The organism is Nostoc sp. DedQUE09, assembly GCF_034530915.1.
Lineage (GTDB): Bacteria > Cyanobacteriota > Cyanobacteriia > Cyanobacteriales > Nostocaceae > Nostoc.
Genome location: NZ_JAVRCE010000097.1, coordinates 1 through 21191, shown reverse-complemented (window position 1 = coordinate 21191; position 21191 = coordinate 1). Strand labels below are relative to the sequence as shown.

Genomic DNA, 21191 nt, shown 5'->3' with positions numbered 1-21191 from the left:
TCGTATCATGCTGCGTCGTCTTGTTGTCTAAAGATTTACTTTATAAATGGTCTCTAAGAAGATAAAGGGTTGAAAGTTTGGGCAATCCAAAAGCTACTCAGAATCGGCAGCAAAAAAAGCAGTAAATTGATTAGAGCATTCATCGTCTCGCGATCGCAATTCCACAAAAAGTTGTTGTTACTACTTTAAGGCTAATGAGTTTTGATGCCTGCGCCCTGAAATACAAGGGACGGGCTTTTCGGCCCATCCCACAAAACTAACAAAATCATCCCGCAAATATGGAACGGCGGCGATTAAAATTAAAAACGCAGACATAATCAAATTTAGCCAATAATATCATGTCCGCTTGATTGCTTATTAAATCCGAAGAACCCCACCCCGCCAAAGCTGTGCTTTGTCTCCCCTCCCGAAGAGCGGGGAGGGGTTGGGGGTGGGGTTCTTTTATTATGGGTAATTTGGCGGACATGATATAACACCTGCAAACCATCCAGACTCATATCGAAACTTGAGAAATAAAACTCAACATCTACTCTTTGTTAACAGTTATTGCATTGAGCACTATCGTTTGCAAGGTGCTTTTGTAAGCACCTCGCAACCCGTGTCACTTAACGATTAGAGAATCTGATTACGATTAAACAAGCACAAAATTCTTTTCGGCTAATGACAGTCCAGCAGATAGTTGGGCAAATTTTACTTGAGTAAACTCAGCCGCACTGCCGTCCTGGTCAAAGTACAGTCCACCTGTAGAATTATCATAAATAAATCGTTGATTGCTTGTCGTTGCAGATGTTCCGATGGTGAATTGAGCATCCGAGAGTGAACCTATTAATAACCCGCCACCAAAACCATTAGCATATACTTGAATCAGTTCATTAGTAGCGTTGAAGTCATAAATAGTGCCAACACCCCCATTGTAATTATAGAAACCAAAGGTATCAGTCCCATCCCCTCCAATTAGGCTGTCATTACCATTTCCACCTTGGAGGATATCATTGCCATTGCTGCCAACAATATTGTCATCATAGCTGGTACCTGAGATATGTAATTGTTCGATATTGTTGTAATTAACTCGATACAAGCCTACCGTAATTGAGCCAGTGTTAGTAGTAGCATTGAATGTCGAAGTGATTCCTCCAGCAGTATAGTTGTAAATGGTGAACAACGAATCATCACCATTACCCCCATCTACTGTTTGAGTCACTAAATCAGACAAGTTACTATCTATGGAACTAGCGATTAGATTGAATGAATCATTGCCATCGCCCCCAGAGAGAAGGTTATCACCTGTTGAATTGCTGAAGCTCAACTTGTCGTCACCAGCGCCTCCTTCTAGCGTGTTATTACCAGACGGGCGAGAGTCGGAGTAGTCGTTGGAGTTGTAGCTGTAGTAGTCACCAGAGATATCAAGCTCATCATTGCCATCACCCCCAGAAAGCAGGTTATCGCCTTTTGAACCACCAGCGCTCAAGCGATCGTCACCCGCACCTCCTTCTAGGGTGTTATTCCCAAACGAGCGAGAGTCGTTGAACTCGCTGTAACTATACTTGTACAAACCAAACACGTCAAGAGAATCATTGCCATCACCCCCAGACAGAAGGTTATCGCCTTTTGAACCACCAGCACTCAAGCGATCGTCACCCGTACCTCCTTCTAGGGTGTTATTCCCCAAGGAGCGAGAGTCGTTGGAGTAGCCAGGGAAGGAGAAACTGTAGTTGCCAGAGATGTCAAGAGAATCATTACCATCGCCCCCAAAGAGCAGGTTATCACCTTTTGAACCGCTAGCACTCAAGGTATCGTTACCTGCATCTCCATTCAGAGTATTATTGCCTAATGAGCGAGAGTCGAAATTGCCTAATCTGTTAGAGTTGTCGCTGAATATCCTGCCAGAGATATCAAGAGAATCATTGCCATCGTCCCCAAAGAGCAGGTTATCGCCTGTTGAACTGATAGCACTCAAGGTATCGTCACCAGTACCTCCGTCAAGGGTGTTATTTCCCGCACCACCTCTGAGCAGGTCATTACCGCTCAACCCGTCGATGATGTCGTCACCCCCCTGACCATTGATGACATCATTAGAGTTGTCAAAACCCGTAATGCTGTTATCGAGGTCATTAAGGAAGGTAACAGTGTTCCTGTTGAACACAGTAGTTTGAGTGGAATCAGCATCAAACACATCAAAACTGTCGCTGATGCTGGTTTCTCCATTAAACAGGATATTGCCAATAGCTGGTCGTGAAGAAGTTGCTGGTAGATTATCCAGGTTTTCTAACTTAAAGTTTTGTAGAATAACTTTCCTGTCATTATTAAAACCTTCAAAGGTAATTTCTAAGTTGTTACCATTTTGAGTTAATTGCAGATTTTCAGCAGTAAAACCTATAAATTGCAAAGTGTCTAAGGAGGCAATTACGGTTGCTGAGGGATTTGAACCTTTACCTATGCCACCGAAATCGGTGATAATATCAATGTTAGTGCCGTCATAGGAGCTATCGCTCAAGCTATAAACAAATTTATCATTGCCCGTGCCACCAGTTAGAGTGTCCTCCCCACTCCCACCTGCCAAGATATCATTACCTGCACCACCAATAATCGTATCTTTGCCATAGCTCCCGGAGAGCGTATCGTTCCCACTGTTCCCCAGAATGTTGTCGTCGTAATCTGTGCCTGAGATATTTAATCGTTCGATGTTCTTGTAGTTAACCCAATTTGTGCCCGCCGTAATTGAGCCAATGTTAGTAGTAGCATTGAATGTCGTTGCGATCCCCTTTGTACTATTATTGACATTGGAGATGTAATCAACGGACAATACATCGTCACCCGCTCCCCCATCAATTGTATCTTTGCCACTATTGCCTGTTGAAAGCGTATCGTTGCCACTATTGCCAACAATATTGTCGTCGTAACCTGTGCCTGAGATATTTAATCGTTCGATATTCTTGTAGTTAACCCGATTTGTGCCCGCCGTAATTACTCCCTTGTTTGTAGTGGCATTGAATGTTGTTGTGATCCCCCCTGTAGGATTGCTGTAGGTGTAATCAACAGGATTGGTGTAGGTGTAATCAACGGACAACAGATCGTCACCTGCTCCCCCATCGATTGTATCTTTGCCACCATACGCCCCAGAGAGCGTATCGTTCGCACTACTTCCCACTATATTGTCGTCGTAAGCTGTACCTAAGATATTCAATCGTTCGACATTCTTGTAACTAACCCGATATGTGCCCGCCGTAATTTCTACCTTGTTTGTAGTGGGATTGAATGTCGTTGAAATACCCCCTGTAGCGAACCTGTAATCGACAGATAACAAATCGTCACCCTTACCCCCATCTACTGTTTGAATTGCTAAATCAGAGGGGGCAGTATTTGGGGATGTGGGGCTTAGATAGAAGGAATCATTGCCATCATCCCCAGAGAAGAAGTTATTCCCTGTTGAATACTCAGCCTTTAAGGTATCGTCACCAGCACCACCATTAAGGGTGTTATTGCTTGAAGAAGGGTGATAAAACTCTCCACCGCTCGAGGGGATAACATATCCAGAAAGGTCAAAGGAATCATTGCCATCGCCCCCAGAAAGTAAGTTATTCCCTGTTGAACCACGAGCATTCAAGGTATCGTCACCAGCGCCACCATTGAGGGTGTTATTGCCCTCTGAGCTAAAATTAGGCTCCCCTTTATAAGTTCTAATTCCAGAGGTGGAGAGAAAATCATTACCATCGCCCCCAAAGAGTAAGTTATTCCCGGATGGAGACTCAGCATTCAAGGTATCATTTCCAGCGCCACCATTGAGGGTGTTATTGCTTGAGGAGGGGTAATAGATGTATCCGCTCTCGCTGCTATAAACGTTAGAGGTGGAGAGAGAATCATTACCATCGCCCCCAAAGAGTAAGTTATTCCCGGATGTCGCCCCAGCATCCAAGGTATCATCACCAACCCCACCGTCAAGGGTATTATCCCCTGTTGAAAATTCAACATTTAAGAAATCGTTACCAGTACCACCAGCGAGGGAGTCATTGCCTGCACCACCAACGAGGGAGTGATTACCTGTGGAAGAGTCATTACCCGTACCGCCAGTGAGAATATCATTCCCCACACCACCAATGAGGGAGTCATTGCCCGCACCACCTCTGAGTATGTCGTTTCCACTTAAGCCGTTAATAATGTCATCGCCGTCTTGACCATTGATGACATCATCTGAGTTGTCAAAGCCGCTAACATTATTGTTGAGGTCGTTAAGAAAAGTGACTGTATTCAAGTTGAAGATAGTGCTTTGAGTGGAGTTAGCATTGAAGACATCAAAGCTATCTATAGTGCTAGTTTCTCCATCAAATAGGATATTGCCCAAGTCTATAGTGGCACCTGTAGATTTGCTGAGGTTATCCAAGTTTTCCAAAGCAAAGTTTTGCAGGATAACTGGGGCATCAAAAAACCTCGTTCTATAAGCATCCCCTGCAAAGCTGATTTCCAGATTGTTGCCTTTTTTGGTCAACAACAAATTTTGGGCTATGGCACCAGTGCCCTGGAATTCTAGGGTATCCACTTCGGCAATGACTGTCGCTGTTGGGTTTGTCCCTTTACCTACACCACCAAAATCGGTGATTATCGTAGTATTGTTGTTGTTGTAGTAATTGTAGTAGTAGTAGACGAATTTATCATTGCCACCTCCACCACTTAAGGTATCTTTGCCACCGTTAGGATATATGGTATCGTTGCCTGCAAGACCCTTAATCGTATCCGCATCATTATAAGTACCCTGTAGGGTATCATCACCGTTGGTTCCAATGATATCTGCCATAACTTTTACCTTTCTAAATCGTTTTTTTTTCAGTAACTTCAGTTATCAATTTGCAGATTGTGCTGTTTAAAGGCGCAAAAATTAACCGAAATCTACATACTTTATACGTCACCCTTGAAGAACAGTAAATTTATGGACAATTTCCCCGATTTCAAGGCTTTTACGTATACTTTTTTTAGAGTCTAAAACTATTTAAGTCTTAAGCACTGTACAAATTAATTAGCGTGTGAATTTTCTAAAACTAATCATTTCAGGTTTTTTATCATCCTTTTTGAGTAAAAATTATTCTTTTAAATACCAAAAAATTTAGCTTCAATACCTAAAATTCTTTCTTCATATTTTTTTGTCAGCGCCTAAGTCTTACTAGAAGATAAAAATAATCAACACTTGACTCTTAATCGGGAAAAAGATTTTGATGCCTTCCTTGTAGGCTATTATCCGTGGGTGTCTAGCTTGAAAATAGAGAACATCTCAAGAGCCTCAAAAGAACTACACAGTCAATATCATACTTAGATGTCTATACTTAAATACTCATCTTTGCATACTCTTCACATTACTTGCTGAAAAATCTATACACAAGTATTGAACTTTGTATATTCTTCATATTCTTCTGTATCTAAGCAATAAGAAAGTAGAACCTATTAGGTAAATATTTTTGGAAGTGATAAAAAATACATATTTTTATTTTTGAAGGCTATGATCGCCTGCGGTTTTTGCTAGCTACGCCTTGGTTAACTTATACTACGATGAGAGCGATCGCCTGCCGATATATATCCGTGCAAGAATCGCTATAGGTTATAAAAATTATCAACGCAGACATAAATCAACTTAACCAAGAATACTGCAAACCATCTGCACCCATGTCAAAAGTTGAGGAACAAAATCCAACATCTACTCTTTGTTAAAAGTAATTGTATTGATGAATCGAATGTGAGATGCCTTTTTGGGCATCTCACAACCTGTACTTAGAGTGATAGCAAAGTGCTAATCACGATTAAACAACCACAAAGTTGTTTTCGGTTAGTGTCACACCACCCAAAAGTTGTGCAAATTTTACCTGAGTAAATGTACCTACACTGCCATCAAGGTCAAAATACAGTCCACCTGTGCTGTTGTCATAGATAAATCGTTGATCGCTTGTCGTTGCAGATGTGCCAATGGTGAACTGACTTGTCTGAAGTGAGCCTGGTGATAACCCACCGCCAAAACCAGTAGCTGATACTTGAATCAGTTCATTAGTGGCGTTAAAGTCATAAATACTGTCAACACCATCGTTGTAAGTATTGAAAACAAAAGTATCAGTACCAGCCCCTCCAATTAGGCTATCATTAACGTTGCCACCTGTAAGGATGTCATTACCATCCCCTCCAGAGAGTAGATTCTTGCCTATTGAATCGTCAGCAAGTAAGGTATCGTTACCAGCACCACCGTTGAGGGTGTTATTGCCAGACGCAGCATAGTACCCGTAATCTACGAGGGAGCCAGAGATGGAGAGACAATCATTGCCATCGCCCCCATTGAATAGGTTATTGCCTGTTGCAAATTCAGCATACAAGTAATCGTTACCAGCGCCACCATTGAGGGTGTTATTGCCTGAACCGAAGCCGTAGTATTCACCAGAGGCATTCAAGGTATCATTGCCATCGCCACCATAGAGCAGATTATCGGCTGATGAATTGAAAACACTCAAGTTATCGTTACCTGCGTCACCATAGAGAATGCTATCGTCTCCGCCAGCAAACAAGACATCATTACCTGCACCGCCAATAATCGTATCATTGCCACCGCTTCCCCCAGAGAGAGAATCATTGCCATTAGTCCCTACTAGGTAGTCATCGTAAACTGTAGCTGTAATATTTAATCGTTCGATATTTTTGTAGCTAACCTGATTTGTACCAGCCGTAATTGTTCCTTGGTTAGCGGTGGCAGTGAAAGTGATTGCTTTAGTAGCATAACTGTAATTGACGAACAAGGTATCATCACCTGTCCCCCCATCTACCGTTTGAGTTACTAGGGAAGAGGGGATAGTCTCTGCGATACTCGGATATAAGGGAGCGCTCACAGATAACAAGTCATCGCCATTTCCTCCATTGAGGGTGTTTCTACCCACGACATCATAGGGAATAGTACGAAGATAATCATTGCCATCGCCCCCATTTAGTAGGTTATCGCCTGTTGAAGAGTTAGCCTCCAAAGTATCGTTACCAGCGCCACCGTTGAGGGTGTTATTGCCAGAAATATCAAAGCCGAAGTTGTCACTACCTAAAGTGGAGAGAGAATCATTACCATCGCCCCCATTTAGTAGGTTATTGCCTGTTGAAGAGTCAACAATCAATAGATCAGCACCAACGCCACCGTTGAGGGTGTTATTTCCCGCACCACCAACGAGAGTATCATTGCCAAAACCACCAGAAAGATTGTCATTGCCTCCCTTGCCATCTAATTTATCGTTGCCTTGTAAACCATTAATCAGGTCGTCATCCGTTGTCCCATAAAGGACATCATTACCGTTGGTGCCATTGATATTTGCCATAACTTTCTACCTACCTAAATCGATTTTTCAGTAACTTCAGCTATCAATTTGTTATTTTTGCCATCAAACAGTACAAATAACTCATCGAAGATTTGACGTTTTCGGTATACTTTCATCTCAATCTTGAGAAAAAGCAATTTTTCTTTCAAAATTCACTCTGTTGGCCAACTTGCAACTAGCACTTATCTAGCTATATAGAACACCGCTTGCAATGAAAAATTATGTTTTTATACATTTAAATGTATACATGAATACTTCAGTTTGGAAAAATGTTACATTTTTCGAGTTGACAGTCAAATTTCAAAGATGCTTGAAAGACTGATCCAAAAAATAGATATTTTCTTTTTTGATTGCTGCGATCGCCTGGGGCGGGCTAGGCCTACGTATGGCAATATCTTAATATGTGTGCCAAAAATCCAAACGCAGACATGATCCAACTTAACCAAGAACACTTGCAAATCATCCGCACCCATGCCGAAAGCACCTATCCAGATGAGTGCTGTGGTATAATTTTGGGCTATCTGGCTAATAAGGGCAAAACTGTGGTAGAAGTCATGCCAACAGAAAATGCTTGGAATACAGAAGCAGCTGCTGAGTTTCCAGGGGGACGCACAACAGAAAGTAAAAGACAGCAATATACGATCGCACCCGAAGTTATGTTAAAAACACAAAGGGAAGCACGCGATCGCTCACTGAACATTATCGGCATTTTTCACTCCCATCCAGATCATCCTGCTATACCCTCAGAATGCGATTGCCTATACGCTTGGCAGGGATACTCGTATATAATAGTTTCCGTCCAAAACGGCAAAGCTGGAGAACTCAAAAGTTGGAGCCTTGATGATACTCATCAGTTTCAAGCAGAGGAAATTGAAAATATAATTTAACGCTTTAGTTTAAAGACAGTCACTCAGAGTGGTTTTCGCTGCTATCACAAATGAAAATTCGTCTTTCCCACCCCTAATAAGATCCAGTTTTTCGATAGGATTAATATTCCGCTTTCCCACATCATAACTGCTATGCTCAATCCCAATCTGGACGAAATCCAGTTGACCAAAGACGATTACGAACGCTACTCCCGACACCTGATTTTACCGGAAGTAGGACTAGAAGGACAGAAGCGCCTGAAAGCCGCTAGTGTAATGTGTATCGGTACAGGTGGACTCGGTTCACCACTACTTTTATATTTGGCGGCGGCGGGTATTGGACGCATCGGGATTGTCGATTTCGATGTTGTCGATACTTCTAATTTACAACGCCAAGTAATTCACGGGACATCCTGGGTGGGTAAACCCAAGATTGAATCGGCAAAAAACCGCATTCACGAGATTAACCCCTATTGTCAGGTTGATTTATACGAAACTCGTTTGACTTCCGAAAACGCCCTGGATCTGATTCAACCTTACGATATCGTCGTGGATGGTACTGATAACTTCCCCACCAGATATCTAGTTAACGACGCCTGCGTATTGCTGAATAAGCCAAACGTCTACGGTTCAATTTTACGCTTTGAAGGGCAAGCTACTGTATTTAATTACGAAGGTGGCCCAAATTATCGTGACCTTTTCCCAGAACCACCACCACCAGGAATGGTTCCTTCTTGTGCAGAAGGCGGCGTATTGGGAATTTTGCCAGGAATTATTGGTTTAATCCAAGCAACCGAAGCTGTCAAAATTATTCTGGGACAAGGCAACACTCTTAGCGGACGATTGCTGCTATACAACGCCTTGGATATGAAATTTCGGGAGTTAAAACTGCGTCCTAACCCGATTCGCCCAGTGATTGAAAAGCTGATAGACTACGAAGAATTCTGCGGGATTCCACAAGCTAAGGCAGAGGAGGCAAAACAGCAGTTGGAAAGTCAAGAAATGACCGTCAAGGATTTGAAAGAGTTGCTGGATAGCGGTGCAAAGGATTTTGTATTGCTGGATGTCCGCAATCCCCATGAGTACGACATTGCCAAGATTCCGGGTTCAGTTTTGGTGCCCTTACCAGACATTGAAAATGGCAATGGTGTTGCTAAGGTGAAGGAAATATTAAACGGCCACCGCTTAATTGCTCATTGTAAGATGGGCGGGCGATCGGCAAAAGCCCTAGCTATTCTCAAGGAAGCCGGGATTGTCGGGACAAATGTTAAAGGCGGAATTACCGCTTGGAGTAAAGAAATCGATCCGTCAGTTCCGGAGTATTAAGAGAGGCAGGAGGCAGGGGGCAGGAGGCAGGAGGATGAGGGAGAAATAACTCATACCCGATGCCCAATGCCCAATGCCCAATTTCCATTTCGTTATGACTACCTTGAAATCTCATCTGAATATTTTATGGGTGCAAGTTTGGGTGTTGGCAGCGGTGCAGGGAGCAATTACCCTCTCGTGGTTAATTTATAATATCTATTTGCCGCAACTTCTGACTCAGTTTGGTTTTTCTGCGTCATTAGCAGTTGGTTTGGTGCTAGTCGAAAATGCTTTAGGTGCGGTGCTGGAACCAGTGATGGGTGGACTTTCAGACCAAGCTAGACGCTGGGTAGGAACTCGGTTTCCTTTTATCTCAGTAGGTATGATTCTGGCATCGGCTTTGTTTATTGCCATACCATGCGTTGTAAGTTTGATCCCGCCCACTACCGTGATGAAATCGCTCTTACCTATAGTATTGGTAGCTTGGGCATTGGCAATGACAATATTTCGCTCTCCAGTTATGTGCCTGTTGGGGATGTATTCGACACCAGCCCAGTTACCTTTAGCAGTAAGTTTTGTCACTTTAACAGGCGGTGTGATTGGGGCTTTTAGACCGATAAGCTACAAGTTTATTCTCAGCTTAGGCCCAGTTTATACCTTTGCGATCGGTTCTTTTGTGATGCTGGGGGCGGCGGCTGTGTTGCGCTTAGTCAATCCCCCAGAAGCACCAGTGGATAAACATCAAGCAGAAACAGTAAAGTTGCCCTTACAGAAATTGGTTTTGATTTTAGGAACTGGTTTCGGCGTTGCGTGGGGTATCCGATTTCTCATGGATGTCTTGGGAAAAGTGCTGAAAGCCCAACTGAATACTGATAATATTGATGTGCTGATGGTGTGGATTGGAATAGCGATCGCAATTGCCAGCATCCCAGCAGGAATCTTCGCGGTTAAAATTGGTAATAGTCAAGCAATGCTTTGTGGAATCTGTGCAATCATTCCTTCGTTATTGATAATGATATCTGTAGGGGCACAAATTCCGATAATTGTGTTGATAGTTGCAAGCTTTAGTTTAATTGTCAACGGAGCAATTCCTTTTGCTTTAGGGCAAGTACCCCAGCGATGGGCGGGATTAGGAATTGGGATGTATTTTGGTGGGTTTGCTTTAGCGATGAGTTTGTTTGGCGTTATATTTCCTCAACCGCAAGTAATAACACCTTTTGTTGGTGCGGTTGGGGGTGGATTAGCATTTTTCCTCGCTGGTGTTTGCATTGCGGTGAGTGGCATTTTTGAAACGCAAAGGAACGCAGAGGTTTAACGCATAGGCGTTTCGCCTTCCCGCAGGGTAGGTACGCAAAGTTATTCTCTGCGTACCTCTGTGGATGAAATCTGACTTTCTTAATTACGAATGATATCATGTCCGCCAAATTACCCATAATAAAAGAACCCCACCCCCAACCCCTCCCCGCTCTTCGGGAGGGGAGACAAAGCATAGCTTTGGCGGGGTGGGGTTCTTCGGGTTTAATAAGCAATCAAGCGGACATGATATGAGTTACAGGTTTAACTTGACTCAACAAATCGTGCAGTTTTTCGCCTTCAATGACCTCTGTTTCTAAGAGTTGAGTAGCGATCGCTTCTAGCAAGTCTCGATTCTGTCTGAGAATTTCTAGGGCTTGCTCGTGGGCTGTTTCCACGATTTCCTTGACTTCGATATCAATCGCTTTTGCCGTGTCTTCGCTCACCAATCTGCGAGGATTCGGCGCACCATTACCCAAAAATGCTGCTTGTTGTCCTTGTTGATAAGCTAATGGCCCTAAGACTTTGCTCATACCATAAGTTGTTACCATCCGTTCTGCCAAGTCAGTTGCTCGTTGCAAATCATTGGAAGCACCTGTGGTAATACTGTTAAATACAACCTCTTCGGCGGAACGTCCACCTAATAGAGTCGCAATCTGACCCCGCAGTTCATCTTCGTTCATCAAAAAGCGGTCTTCAGTTGGTAATTGCAGAGTGTAGCCCAAAGCTGCCATCCCACGAGGAATAATCGAAATCTTTTCTACACGACCGTTTCCGGTTGTCAGCGCCCCGACCATTGCGTGACCAACTTCATGGTATGCAACAATCTTTTTCTCAGTCTCGTTCATCACGCGACTCTTCTTCTCTAAACCGGCGACTACCCGCTCAATTGCTTCGGCAAAGTCTTCTTGAGCAACCCTTTCACGCAGATTGCGCGCTGCCAATAATGCGGCTTCGTTTACCAAGTTTGCCAAATCTGCGCCAGCAAAACCGGGGGTACGAGTAGCGATCGCTTTTAAATCTACATCATCTCCTAATTTTACCTTTTGAGCGTGAATCTTGAGAATTGCCTCACGACCAGATAAATCGGGACGGTCTACCAACACTTGGCGGTCAAAGCGACCTGGACGCAGCAATGCCGGGTCTAGGGTTTCCGGACGGTTAGTCGCTGCTAGTACAATCACCGTTGCATCCCCAGCTGCAAACCCATCCATCTCAGTTAGTAATTGGTTGAGGGTTTGTTCTCGCTCATCGTTACCACCGTAGAAGCCGTTACTGCTACGAGACTTACCAATCGCATCTAATTCATCAATGAATACAATACAGGGAGCTTGTTTTTTAGCCTGTTCAAACAAATCCCGGACTCTGGAAGAACCTACACCGACAAACAATTCTACAAACTCGGAACCAGAGATGCTGAAAAATGGAACTCCTGCTTCTCCTGCTACGGCTTTTGCTAACAGTGTCTTACCAGTACCTGGAGGGCCAACTAACAACACACCTTTGGGAATCCTAGCGCCAATTTGCGTAAACCGTGCCGGAGTCTTGAGGAAATCTACAATTTCTACTAACTCGGTTTTTGCTTCTTCTACCCCAGCCACATCTGCAAAGGTGATTTTAGCAGATTCGCCTTCAACGTAAACCTTAGCTTTGCTCTTACCAATGGAAAGCGCACCTTGAGGACCACCGCCACCACCACCACGAGCGAGAAAGAACTGCCAAATACCAATAAAAATCAGTGGTGGAATCACCCAACTTAAGAGGGTTGTAAACCAAGTATTTTTGGGTGGCGGTGTAGCAGCGAACTCAACTCCCTTTGCTTCTAGCAGTTTGGGTAACTCTAAATCAAAGATTGGTGTAGTTGCAAACACCTGGCCCGGTTCGGAATTTTCTGTTTTTAGTTGGTAAATAATCTGGTTCTGACCAACGGAAACACGGCTGACTTCCCCTTCCTGTACTTGATGAATAAATAGACTATACGGAACACCAGCAGGTCCAGAAGCAAATAAACCAGGCAAAAATAAATTTAATAGCAGGAATAGCCCTGATACTGCCAGTAAAATATTAGCAACGATCCGAAACCGAGGTGACTTGGGCTGTTCTTTAATTCCCATAAATGTTACCAATCCTTAAATAATGAAAACTAACTTGAAAATTGGGCATAGGGACAAGAGGCAAAGGGGCGGAGGGGAAAGACTTACTAGAACTTCCCCTCTGGTCTTTGCTCCTCTGCTTCCTCCTGTTCCTTATTTCCCTTAACGTTTTGAGAAACTTGATTAAAGACTGGTCAAGAATGCTGATATATTCGCCCAATCTGAGCAATGTCTACGACGGGCTATAAGGCTCATGATGCTCGTTAGCCCTTGCATCTCTCTTTGGGAGAAGACTCGCTAAGGTAAGGCAAAGTTGTTTAGCTTGTCTCGATCTTCAAGTATACTACTGTTTCTCATAATTTCTCCCATTTAGCAATGTTTGCAGCATTTTTTTACTTATTTATGTAACTAAACTTAACAATTTAATTAATCTTTGTGAACTAACGAGCAAATACGGTTTACCGTACTCAAAAAATATGTAGAGATTGGAAGGCGCAAATAGAAATCCCCCACGAAGAGTTATTTTGAAGCCTTGACGGAGTTTTCCTTGCTTCACTCCTGAATTCTTTTTCAATAATTTCACTTTGAATTTTGGAACTGCATTCTCTATATATGCGGTTCTGCTAGCCATTAATGTCCATCATTAGACCAGTGGGGGCGATCGCTAGATAATTTAATCACACCGTAAGAACGCCCAACCTGCCATAAAGTAGAATTTTCATAACTCGTTCGTGGCTGATTAATGCTAACTGTCGTTCCGTTAGCGTTTTTGATATTTAAGGTTCCTGACCAAGTAATTTCCCAATCAATTGCTAATCTTTGGGTATGACGAGAGGTAAGAACAGGTCGAAAAGCAATATTATAAGCAGACACCATTTCTTTAGCAGCTTGAACAGAACCAGCATTGGTGTAATGTAGCCAATTAATATCTACATTAGGCATCGGTGGAACATCTTTGGCAGCAATTTCATTATTGCTAATACGGAAAGCATAGTGCATTAAATAAGCTCGTTCTGAAGGGCGAAATACTGAAGATATACTAATATTAGCTCCGGCATTTTTTAAGGCTTGCTCAAAAGATTGTACTTTTTGACGGAAGGGAGAAGCTAAATCATCAATTAAGTCGCCGTCTGGGAAAAAATTAACCCAGGCTTTTCCACTCAGTCGTTGTCTTAATTTTTTAGCGTATTCAGTTATGTTGTCTAAAGCCAACTCAAAATCAATGCCAAGCTTGGTTTTTGTTGTATTAGAAAGCTGTTTAGCCAACTCGGCTCGAAAATTGATATCTCTTATTTTATAAGTTTCTGCTAGTCCTTTTGTACTGTTGGGGCCAAAGTCTCCATCAGCTACTAATGGCGGATTCAAACGACCGATCGCTGTTAAACTTTTTTGTAAGTCCTTGACCTCATTTACTCCAAAGTTAAGATAGCTTAATAATTTATTCCCGGCATCGGTGTAGATAGCAAAATAAATTGCAAAACCTTGCTCTATCGCTTTTTTATAAGTAGCAGTATCGACAATTCCTGTTACTGTTAAAGCATTACTAGTCTGATAATCACGAGTTGCTTGGGCTGTAATATTCCCAAAATCCCCATCCACGGCAGCAATAGGGAAGTCGTAATCTAAAAGAAATTTCTGCCAGGCAATTACAATTAGCCCTTCGGATTTTTTCTGGAGAGTCGGAAGTTGCAAAGCTTGAAGTTTAAAGCTCATAGTTTTTCTTGGATGAAACAATTGTTTTTAGCTAACTTTTCTGCCACTATTTGTTATATAATTTCAATTATGACCGCTGCCAAATTTGGTATCTCGTACTTCATTAGAGCAATGAAAGTTTAATAAACGCTGTCTTGCAAAACCCACCTTGAATTATAACATCCGCAGTTATGTTAGCTTTTTGCAGAAATCCTAAAAATAGGAAACACCGATCTCTTTAACTTTTCCCTTACAGATATTGGCGAACAGGGTTATAAACTGGAGGTTAGCCACAGCGAATTGCATAGACTAGCAAAAACCGCAAGTATTGCCCATACTGTTGTCAAAGATCCGTAAATTCTGATTTGGAATGAGATACTTGTGCGGTAGATAATAAAACCAAAGCGGCTATTCAAAAATCTCTGGCTAGAGATTAACTAAAATTGTATCAGTCTAGCGATCGCTCATCACCCTACATTTAGCGCATCTACCCTTTTGGTCTTTCTATGATATCTTACGGTCAGTCGCTACGCATAATACGTTAATTAAATTCATCCTATCAGGTGAGTCTAATGGGTGAGGTACAACAAACACAAAGTATTGTACCTTGAGGCTATAAATGGTTGTTTAGCACCCCAATTTCTAGGCTCAAAAATTAGGAAGTAGATAATGACTGTAAACCAAATTATCGGAGATTCAAAAAATCAGATTTTTGCAAACCTCGGTAAACATTTTTTTGCCTGGATGATGGCTGCAAATACCAGTAAATACGATAAAATTGTCAGCGATCGCAAACGTTCTCTTTTTGCTAATCTCCAAGGTAAAGTCTTAGAAATTGGCCCCGGAACAGGTTCTAACTTACCCTACTATCCTAAAGATATCCACTGGATAGGAATCGAGCCAAACCCAGATACGCATTCTTCCCTCCACAAACAAGCAGCAAAATTGGGTTTAAAGATCGACATCCGCATTGGTAGTGCTGAATGGTTAGATGCCGAAGATAACAGCATAGATACTGTTGTTAGTACATTCCTTTTATGCTCAGTGCCGAATATAGATTATACGTTACAGGCAATTTTAAGAGTACTGAAACCAGGTGGACGCTTTTTATTTATTGAAGATGTAGCTGCACCTCAAGGAAGTTTATTGCGACAAATACAAAACACAGTTAGTCCGATTTGGAAAGCAATGGGTGATGGTTGTCATCCAGATAAAGAAACTTGGATAGCATTAGGAAAGGCTGGTTTTAGTAGCATCAATTATGAGCGATTTGATGCACAATTACCAATTGTTACTCCTCATATTATCGGCATAGCGACAAAGTGAAATAACTTTTAGCAGTTGAGTTGCTAAATAAAAGTATGAATAAGCCCCCGGCTAAAGCCGTGGGGTTGGTGAGGTTTTCGCTCAGAGATTTTATGGATTCTCGCGCAGGAAAGTCGCAATATCATTTAGTTCCTGCTGATTGAGGCGAAATTCTCCAGCACCAATGATTCCTTCCACCTGCTTAGGATTACGTCCGCCAACGATCGCCGCAGTCACTGCCGGATTATTTAAAGTCCAAGCGATCGCAACTTCACCTGGGGAGTGATCGTGTTGTTTACCAATGTGTTGCAACACCTCAACTAGTTTCAGGTTACGAGATAGACGTGGCTCCTGAAATTCACTATTGTTTTTGCGCCAATCATTATCAGGGAAATTAGCAACCCGCTCAGGTGTAATCGCCCCTGTGAGCAAGCCAGATTGCATTGGTGAATATACAATCACACCTATATTATTTTCTTGAGAAAAAGGCAGAATTTCCTTTTCGACATCAGGCTTCACCAGTGAATAAGGCGGTTGCAATGAGGTAACTGGTGCAATCTCCTGGATACGTTTCAACTGTTCGACATTGAAATTGGAAACTCCGATATAACGAACCTTTCCCTCATCCTTGAGCTTGGCCAAAGTTGTCCAGCCTTCTTCGATTTCTGATTCAGGGTTGGGCCAATGGATTTGGTAGAGGTCGATGGTTTCAATTTCGAGTCGGCGCAGACTGGCCTCAACCTCCCGCCGCACAGAATCCGCTTTGAGACTGCGACCAATTTCGCCCTTTTCATCCCAGATCATTGAGCATTTCGTGAAAATGTAGGGGCGACTAGATCGACCTTTGAGTGCTTTAGCAACAACCTCTTCAGAATGCCCTAAACCATAAATAGCTGCGGTGTCAATCCAATTAACACCAAGGTCAAGAGCGCGATTGATCGCAGCGATCGATTCTTGGTCATCTTGCTCTCCCCAGCCAAAAGCCCATTCACCTCCACCAATCGCCCAAGCACCAAAGCCGATTGGGGTAATGTTAAGCTCCGAATTGCCAAGCTGTTTGGTTTGCATATCTACACTTCTGCAAGAATTTTTGAGTCAATTGCTACTTTAAGCTGCAAATATTTTCTCAACAGCTATCTCAGGTGTGAATTACTACTGGTGCAAACATGACAGGCAATCACTAGACTTTTTGTAAAAGTCGGGGTAAATTTTTATTTTTTAAACCTACACCCTAAACCTGCAACCCCACACCCTGTTTTTTGTAAATAATGCTGGAATAATAAGTGATATCATGTTCGCATAATTAGTTATGATTTCCACAGTCATTGCACCCCACCCCTTAATCCCCTCCCCGCAAGCGGGGAGGGGAGACGAAGCGTAGCTTTGGCGGGGTGGGGTTCTTAGGGTTTAATAAGTAATGAAGCGAACATGATATGATGGCGATCGCTTTCCACCTAGTCAAGTTGATATTGAAACACGGCTACGCCTATGCAGCAGTGAGACTCGCTACTTTACCTGATGATGGTTCTAGCGGTGGATTTTTTGATGAAAACGGTGTAGTTCCTTGGTAAAAAGTAGAAGGCATTGGGCACAGGTTATTCCCCTTGTCCCATCGCAAGTTACGTGCAACATCTTTTAGAGAGCATGATTACGAATTACTAAACCTACCGAATATTAACCTCTTGAAGGTAATTTACTCCTTGAAGATATTCAACCTTAGTAGCTGAGTTTTTAGGGAAGAATAAATTTGTTCTTTTTGCAGAAGCTATCTTTTGATTGTCAGCTAGCACGCGTTTTTTTTGAGTATACTCATTCAATTTGACTTGAGCTTGAGCATAAACTAGAGTATCTTGGGGAATATTTCTAAGAAATTTTACAGCCCGATCAAAATCACCTATAGATGCTTTTTTATAGGCTTTCTGTAAAAAGTAGGCTGCTCTGATCTGCCGCTTTCGATTATATTCAGCTAACTTGTCTTGAACTAAAGCACCCGCACGACTTTCTTGAGGAATTTGACGTAGATATTGTAAGGCGGCAGAAAAATCTTTTTCACCGGCTCTTTCGTAAGCTTTTGTTAATAAATTTTGCGTCTGTGCTTCAATGTTGAGCGATGCTTTCTGAACTATTTTATCTGTTTTAGATTGCCAATATAAAATCTTGGGAACTTTAGCAGCAGCATGAAGAACATCTGACCATCTGCTCTCCTGAAAAGCTAATTGTGCTATTTCGTATTGCTGTGCAGCTACTTGCCATTGCTCTTGCCATTCTTCAATTGTGGCTTGCGCTTCTGGATAAACATTGCTGTGGGAGGGAATTGATTTAGCGAGTGCGATCGCTTCTTCCAAATCTCCTGCTTGATATTCTTTTGTTGCTTTAAATAAAGTATCTGTTTCTGAGTATGCCGGTGCAGTATTAACTAAAGAATATACACCAAATCCCATCAATAAAGAATTAGCTGCTAGTCCTACCTTCATTCCCGTTAATAATGGGGATGATTTTCCAGATGCAGAATTTTTCGCTACTTCTAGGGAAAATTGAGAATCTTCCTCTAATGTTTCTGATGGCTGAGGTTCCCAGATTATTTGTTTAAGTACCCGCAGCACTTCACCCGCAGACTGAAACCGATCTTGGTAATTATAGCGGATCATCTGGCTGAGAACAGCAGCTAGATAATCGTTAACTGGCGTGTTTTGAGAACGCCAAAAAATTTCATTAGTAGAAGGATCGGTTTTTAATTGTAGTGGTTCTAGCCCTGTTAAAGCCTGGATAGCAATCATACCCAAAGCATAAATATCACTATTGGGCTGTGTTTGACCAATAAATTGTTCTGGCGGTATGTATCCCAATGAAGTGACGGGAATTCTATAGATAGGCAATTCTGCACCTATGCCAAAATCGATCGACTGGATTGAGCCAAAGTCAATCATAACTAACTTGCGATCGCTATCACGTCTGAGCAAGTTTTCCGGCTTGATATCGCAATGGATCACACCTTGAGAGTGGATAAATTCTAGAATACCTAAGACATCTATCAAAAATTCTACAACTTCGCTTTCACTCCACAGACACCCGAAATATTCGTCAATGGGCAATTCCGCAGTCAGCGCATGTCCTTCAATACACTCTTGTACTATATAAAATCGCTCGTTTTCTTCAAAGCAGGCGATGAATTCAGGAATTTGGTCATGGCTTCCCAGAAGCTTCAGGGTTTCAGTTTCAGTCAAAAACAGTAATCTCAGCATCTCCAAATAGCCGGATTCGGAACTGCTAACTTTAATCTGCTTAATAACGCATTTGGGGTTCTCTGGATAATCTACATCTACAGCAATGTATGTTTGCCCAAACACCCCTGCACCGAGGCTTTGGACAACTTGGTAACGCCCTTGTAGTAATTTACCGATTATGTGGTGGGTCATGACCTGGTTACTCAGTAAGTCCTTTTATTTAGTTTTTCTGACATTCCCTCGTGTTTCCGGAATACTTTAGAAATAAATAACCAGAATTTTGATACCTTAAATACAAGTTAATTTTTTTAAGTATTATTGCGTAGTAAAAATGTAATTTTTTAGCATTGCCAATACTTCGCAAAAAATTGGCGAAGTATTGGCAATGCTACATTCTGAACTGGGAAAGTGATGTTTATAATAGCTGCCTTGCAGAAAAAATGCCTTCAAATAGCTAGTATTACAGCAGCTTTCATATATTTGAACCACACCTGTCGCGTGGTCTATTTACCTGAAAATAGCTGTAATTCACGGCAAAAAGCTTACTAGAGATGAAACATAACAAGTTTGGCAGGCGTTGCGTGCGATCGCTATGTCCACCGCAGGCATCGCTAAAATTGATTGAGAATGAGCAAAAAGCTCAACCCTAGCTATTCGCTAACAGCACCGATCATAATAATCCCTCCAATTCTGCAAACTTACGCAAACGTGGTAAACATTGGCGTTGATAAAAACTGCTTAATGTCGGAATTGACAATCCAAATTCCTCAGATAAATCTTTCCAGCTAATTTCTGGGGGTAAGCGTTTGAGAATTAACACCTGACAATTCACATCTGGACGTCCTTTAATGTAAGTACCACACAGTTGCCCATCCGAATCTGTCTTTGCCCATATCTCCAAGTCTTCCAAAATCGGAGGTGCTTGGGGATTAGCCGGTAAGTTATCTACAGGGTCAATGGTTTCACTTGTTCCACCGGATGTAGACTGACGAATTCTCAAAGGGACTGTTGTGGCTTGTTCTCGGTTCTGGTTAAGGTAAAAGTCTTGTAGTCTCCGTTTTAGGTAAGCATTTAGCCAGGTGATCACACTGCCATAATTGGGATCGTAGATTTGACCTGTCAAACCTTCACAAACATTGCGACAGAAATACAACCAAGTTTGTTGTAGTGCGTCTTGATAGTAAGGAGTAGTTTCCCTCCAGAGTCTACTTGCTGTCAAGCGAATAATTTGCGTGAGCAGCTTCTGACGCTGAGGGCTTCCAGGTTGGTGTCCACAGGCTTCTGTAACTAAGCGGCGTAGCTGTTCATCGAATTGAACCATGACAATCTTGGCGAAGAAAGCAAGAATATCTTAGTATTGCGTATAACAACACCCGAAGAATTACCTTTCCTTAAGATACTGGATCTTTTTGAAAAAGAAGTGGACAACGGGCATAGGCTATTGGGAGATTTGAGGTTCTGAAGTAAATAGAACGTAGATTTGACACTCTCAGGGCTGAAGCTACGGAAATTATTTAAGACATCAACCGCCTTAATATTCTGGTTGCTTGGGTTCTCAAACTCACCACGTTTGCTCGTAGAGCTTAGTTATATACTCAATTTACCGCTCTTATCCCTACCCTATGAGTACATTCAGGGTAGCTACGATGTACACACAAGTTCTAAAAACCTAGCTTGATAAGACTTTTCTCTTTCTCGTTCTTTCTCGTTCCCAGTCTACTCTAAAAAATGATTATGAAACGACTATTTCGCAAGTATCACCGCACGATTGGCATCATAATTTGTATACCTTTAATGTTAACTGTATTAACGGGAATATTGACGACTATTGTTAGGGAATGGTCAATTAATACTGGGCTTTCTTCTAGTTTGCTGTTAAGAATTCATACAGGAGAAATCTTACATCTAGAAGCAATTTACCCAATCTTTAATGGATTAGGATTGATTGGTCTGCTGGTGACAGGAATAAGTATGTCTGGATTATTAAATCGGAAAAAACGGAGCGATCTCAATAACTAATATTAGCTGATTTGAGATTTGATATCATGTCCGGCTAATTAGTTATAATCCCCTTTCTCTATGCAGAAAGCC

The 21191-nt window shown here is 42.2% G+C and carries 13 protein-coding genes; 6 read left to right on the top strand and 7 right to left on the bottom strand.

The genetic code is table 11. The features are described from left to right. Nucleotides 1-631: 631 nt before the first annotated feature. Both RMY27_RS33560 and RMY27_RS33555 read right to left on the bottom strand, forming a co-directional pair. A complete protein-coding gene (locus RMY27_RS33560; protein WP_322669126.1) occupies nucleotides 632-4789 on the bottom strand; it encodes a calcium-binding protein in 4158 nt (1385 codons plus the stop codon). A gap of 994 nt (nucleotides 4790-5783) precedes the next feature. Then, entirely contained in the window at nucleotides 5784-7322 is a 1539-nt protein-coding gene (locus tag RMY27_RS33555; protein ID WP_322669125.1) for a calcium-binding protein, read from the bottom strand. A 428-nt stretch (nucleotides 7323-7750) separates the two neighbouring features. Between RMY27_RS33555 and RMY27_RS33550 the strand changes: the two genes are divergently transcribed. The 3 genes from RMY27_RS33550 (at nucleotide 7751) to RMY27_RS33540 (ending at nucleotide 10808) form a co-directional block, all read left to right on the top strand. After that, nucleotides 7751-8209: a M67 family metallopeptidase gene (locus tag RMY27_RS33550; RefSeq protein WP_322669124.1), complete on the top strand. Its 459-nt coding sequence runs from the start codon at nucleotides 7751-7753 to the stop codon at nucleotides 8207-8209. Between the two features lie 132 nt (nucleotides 8210-8341). Further along, entirely contained in the window at nucleotides 8342-9514 is a 1173-nt protein-coding gene (gene moeB / locus RMY27_RS33545; protein ID WP_322669123.1) for a molybdopterin-synthase adenylyltransferase MoeB, read from the top strand. Nucleotides 9515-9608: 94 nt separating this feature from the next. Continuing rightward, nucleotides 9609-10808 carry an MFS transporter gene (locus tag RMY27_RS33540; RefSeq protein ID WP_322669122.1) on the top strand — a complete coding sequence of 400 codons (1200 nt, stop codon included), beginning with the start codon at nucleotides 9609-9611 and terminating at the stop codon, nucleotides 10806-10808. A gap of 214 nt (nucleotides 10809-11022) precedes the next feature. Here RMY27_RS33540 and ftsH4 read toward each other — a convergent pair whose 3' ends face one another. Next, on the bottom strand, nucleotides 11023-12900 hold the full coding sequence (ftsH4, locus tag RMY27_RS33535) for an ATP-dependent zinc metalloprotease FtsH4 (RefSeq protein ID WP_322669121.1): 1878 nt from the start codon (nucleotides 12898-12900) through the stop codon (nucleotides 11023-11025). A 609-nt stretch (nucleotides 12901-13509) separates the two neighbouring features. Further along, nucleotides 13510-14592, bottom strand: coding sequence for a peptidoglycan-binding protein (locus RMY27_RS33530; RefSeq protein WP_322669120.1), 1083 nt, complete (start codon nucleotides 14590-14592; stop codon nucleotides 13510-13512). A gap of 648 nt (nucleotides 14593-15240) precedes the next feature. On the opposite strand from RMY27_RS33530, the gene RMY27_RS33525 reads away from it, so the two are divergent. Then, on the top strand, nucleotides 15241-15897 hold the full coding sequence (locus RMY27_RS33525) for a class I SAM-dependent methyltransferase (RefSeq protein ID WP_322669119.1): 657 nt from the start codon (nucleotides 15241-15243) through the stop codon (nucleotides 15895-15897). 90 nt (nucleotides 15898-15987) lie between these two features. Here RMY27_RS33525 and RMY27_RS33520 read toward each other — a convergent pair whose 3' ends face one another. Then, entirely contained in the window at nucleotides 15988-16944 is a 957-nt protein-coding gene (locus RMY27_RS33520; RefSeq protein WP_322669118.1) for an aldo/keto reductase, read from the bottom strand. Nucleotides 16945-17309: 365 nt separating this feature from the next. Here RMY27_RS33520 and RMY27_RS33515 point away from each other — a divergent pair, with 365 nt between their 5' ends. Further along, nucleotides 17310-17447, top strand: coding sequence for a hypothetical protein (locus RMY27_RS33515; protein WP_322669117.1), 138 nt, complete (start codon nucleotides 17310-17312; stop codon nucleotides 17445-17447). A gap of 93 nt (nucleotides 17448-17540) precedes the next feature. On the opposite strand, the gene RMY27_RS33510 is transcribed toward RMY27_RS33515, so the two are convergent. Beyond that, the gene (locus RMY27_RS33510; RefSeq protein ID WP_322669116.1) at nucleotides 17541-19292 is read right to left on the bottom strand and encodes a serine/threonine-protein kinase; all 1752 of its coding nucleotides are present in this window, start codon (nucleotides 19290-19292) and stop codon (nucleotides 17541-17543) included. 478 nt (nucleotides 19293-19770) lie between these two features. After that, nucleotides 19771-20421, bottom strand: coding sequence for a sigma-70 family RNA polymerase sigma factor (locus tag RMY27_RS33505; RefSeq protein WP_322669115.1), 651 nt, complete (start codon nucleotides 20419-20421; stop codon nucleotides 19771-19773). A gap of 413 nt (nucleotides 20422-20834) precedes the next feature. Here RMY27_RS33505 and RMY27_RS33500 point away from each other — a divergent pair, with 413 nt between their 5' ends. Further along, nucleotides 20835-21119, top strand: coding sequence for a peptidase (locus tag RMY27_RS33500; RefSeq protein ID WP_322669114.1), 285 nt, complete (start codon nucleotides 20835-20837; stop codon nucleotides 21117-21119). Nucleotides 21120-21191 lie beyond the last annotated feature (72 nt).

Excerpts from the sequence above, each read along its gene's own strand:
- RMY27_RS33515 (WP_322669117.1), top strand. The coding sequence starts at position 17,310 with ATGATGGCGATCGCTTTCCACCTAGTCAAGTTGATATTGAAACACGGC.
- RMY27_RS33500 (WP_322669114.1), top strand. The coding sequence starts at position 20,835 with ATGAAACGACTATTTCGCAAGTATCACCGCACGATTGGCATCATAATT.
- RMY27_RS33540 (WP_322669122.1), top strand. The coding sequence starts at position 9,609 with ATGACTACCTTGAAATCTCATCTGAATATTTTATGGGTGCAAGTTTGG.
- RMY27_RS33560 (WP_322669126.1), bottom strand. The coding sequence starts at position 4,789 with ATGGCAGATATCATTGGAACCAACGGTGATGATACCCTACAGGGTACT.
- ftsH4 (WP_322669121.1), bottom strand. The coding sequence starts at position 12,900 with ATGGGAATTAAAGAACAGCCCAAGTCACCTCGGTTTCGGATCGTTGCT.
- RMY27_RS33505 (WP_322669115.1), bottom strand. The coding sequence starts at position 20,421 with ATGGTTCAATTCGATGAACAGCTACGCCGCTTAGTTACAGAAGCCTGT.
- RMY27_RS33550 (WP_322669124.1), top strand. The coding sequence starts at position 7,751 with ATGATCCAACTTAACCAAGAACACTTGCAAATCATCCGCACCCATGCC.
- moeB (WP_322669123.1), top strand. The coding sequence starts at position 8,342 with ATGCTCAATCCCAATCTGGACGAAATCCAGTTGACCAAAGACGATTAC.
- RMY27_RS33555 (WP_322669125.1), bottom strand. The coding sequence starts at position 7,322 with ATGGCAAATATCAATGGCACCAACGGTAATGATGTCCTTTATGGGACA.
- RMY27_RS33510 (WP_322669116.1), bottom strand. The coding sequence starts at position 19,292 with ATGACCCACCACATAATCGGTAAATTACTACAAGGGCGTTACCAAGTT.
- RMY27_RS33525 (WP_322669119.1), top strand. The coding sequence starts at position 15,241 with ATGACTGTAAACCAAATTATCGGAGATTCAAAAAATCAGATTTTTGCA.
- RMY27_RS33520 (WP_322669118.1), bottom strand. The coding sequence starts at position 16,944 with ATGCAAACCAAACAGCTTGGCAATTCGGAGCTTAACATTACCCCAATC.
- RMY27_RS33530 (WP_322669120.1), bottom strand. The coding sequence starts at position 14,592 with ATGAGCTTTAAACTTCAAGCTTTGCAACTTCCGACTCTCCAGAAAAAA.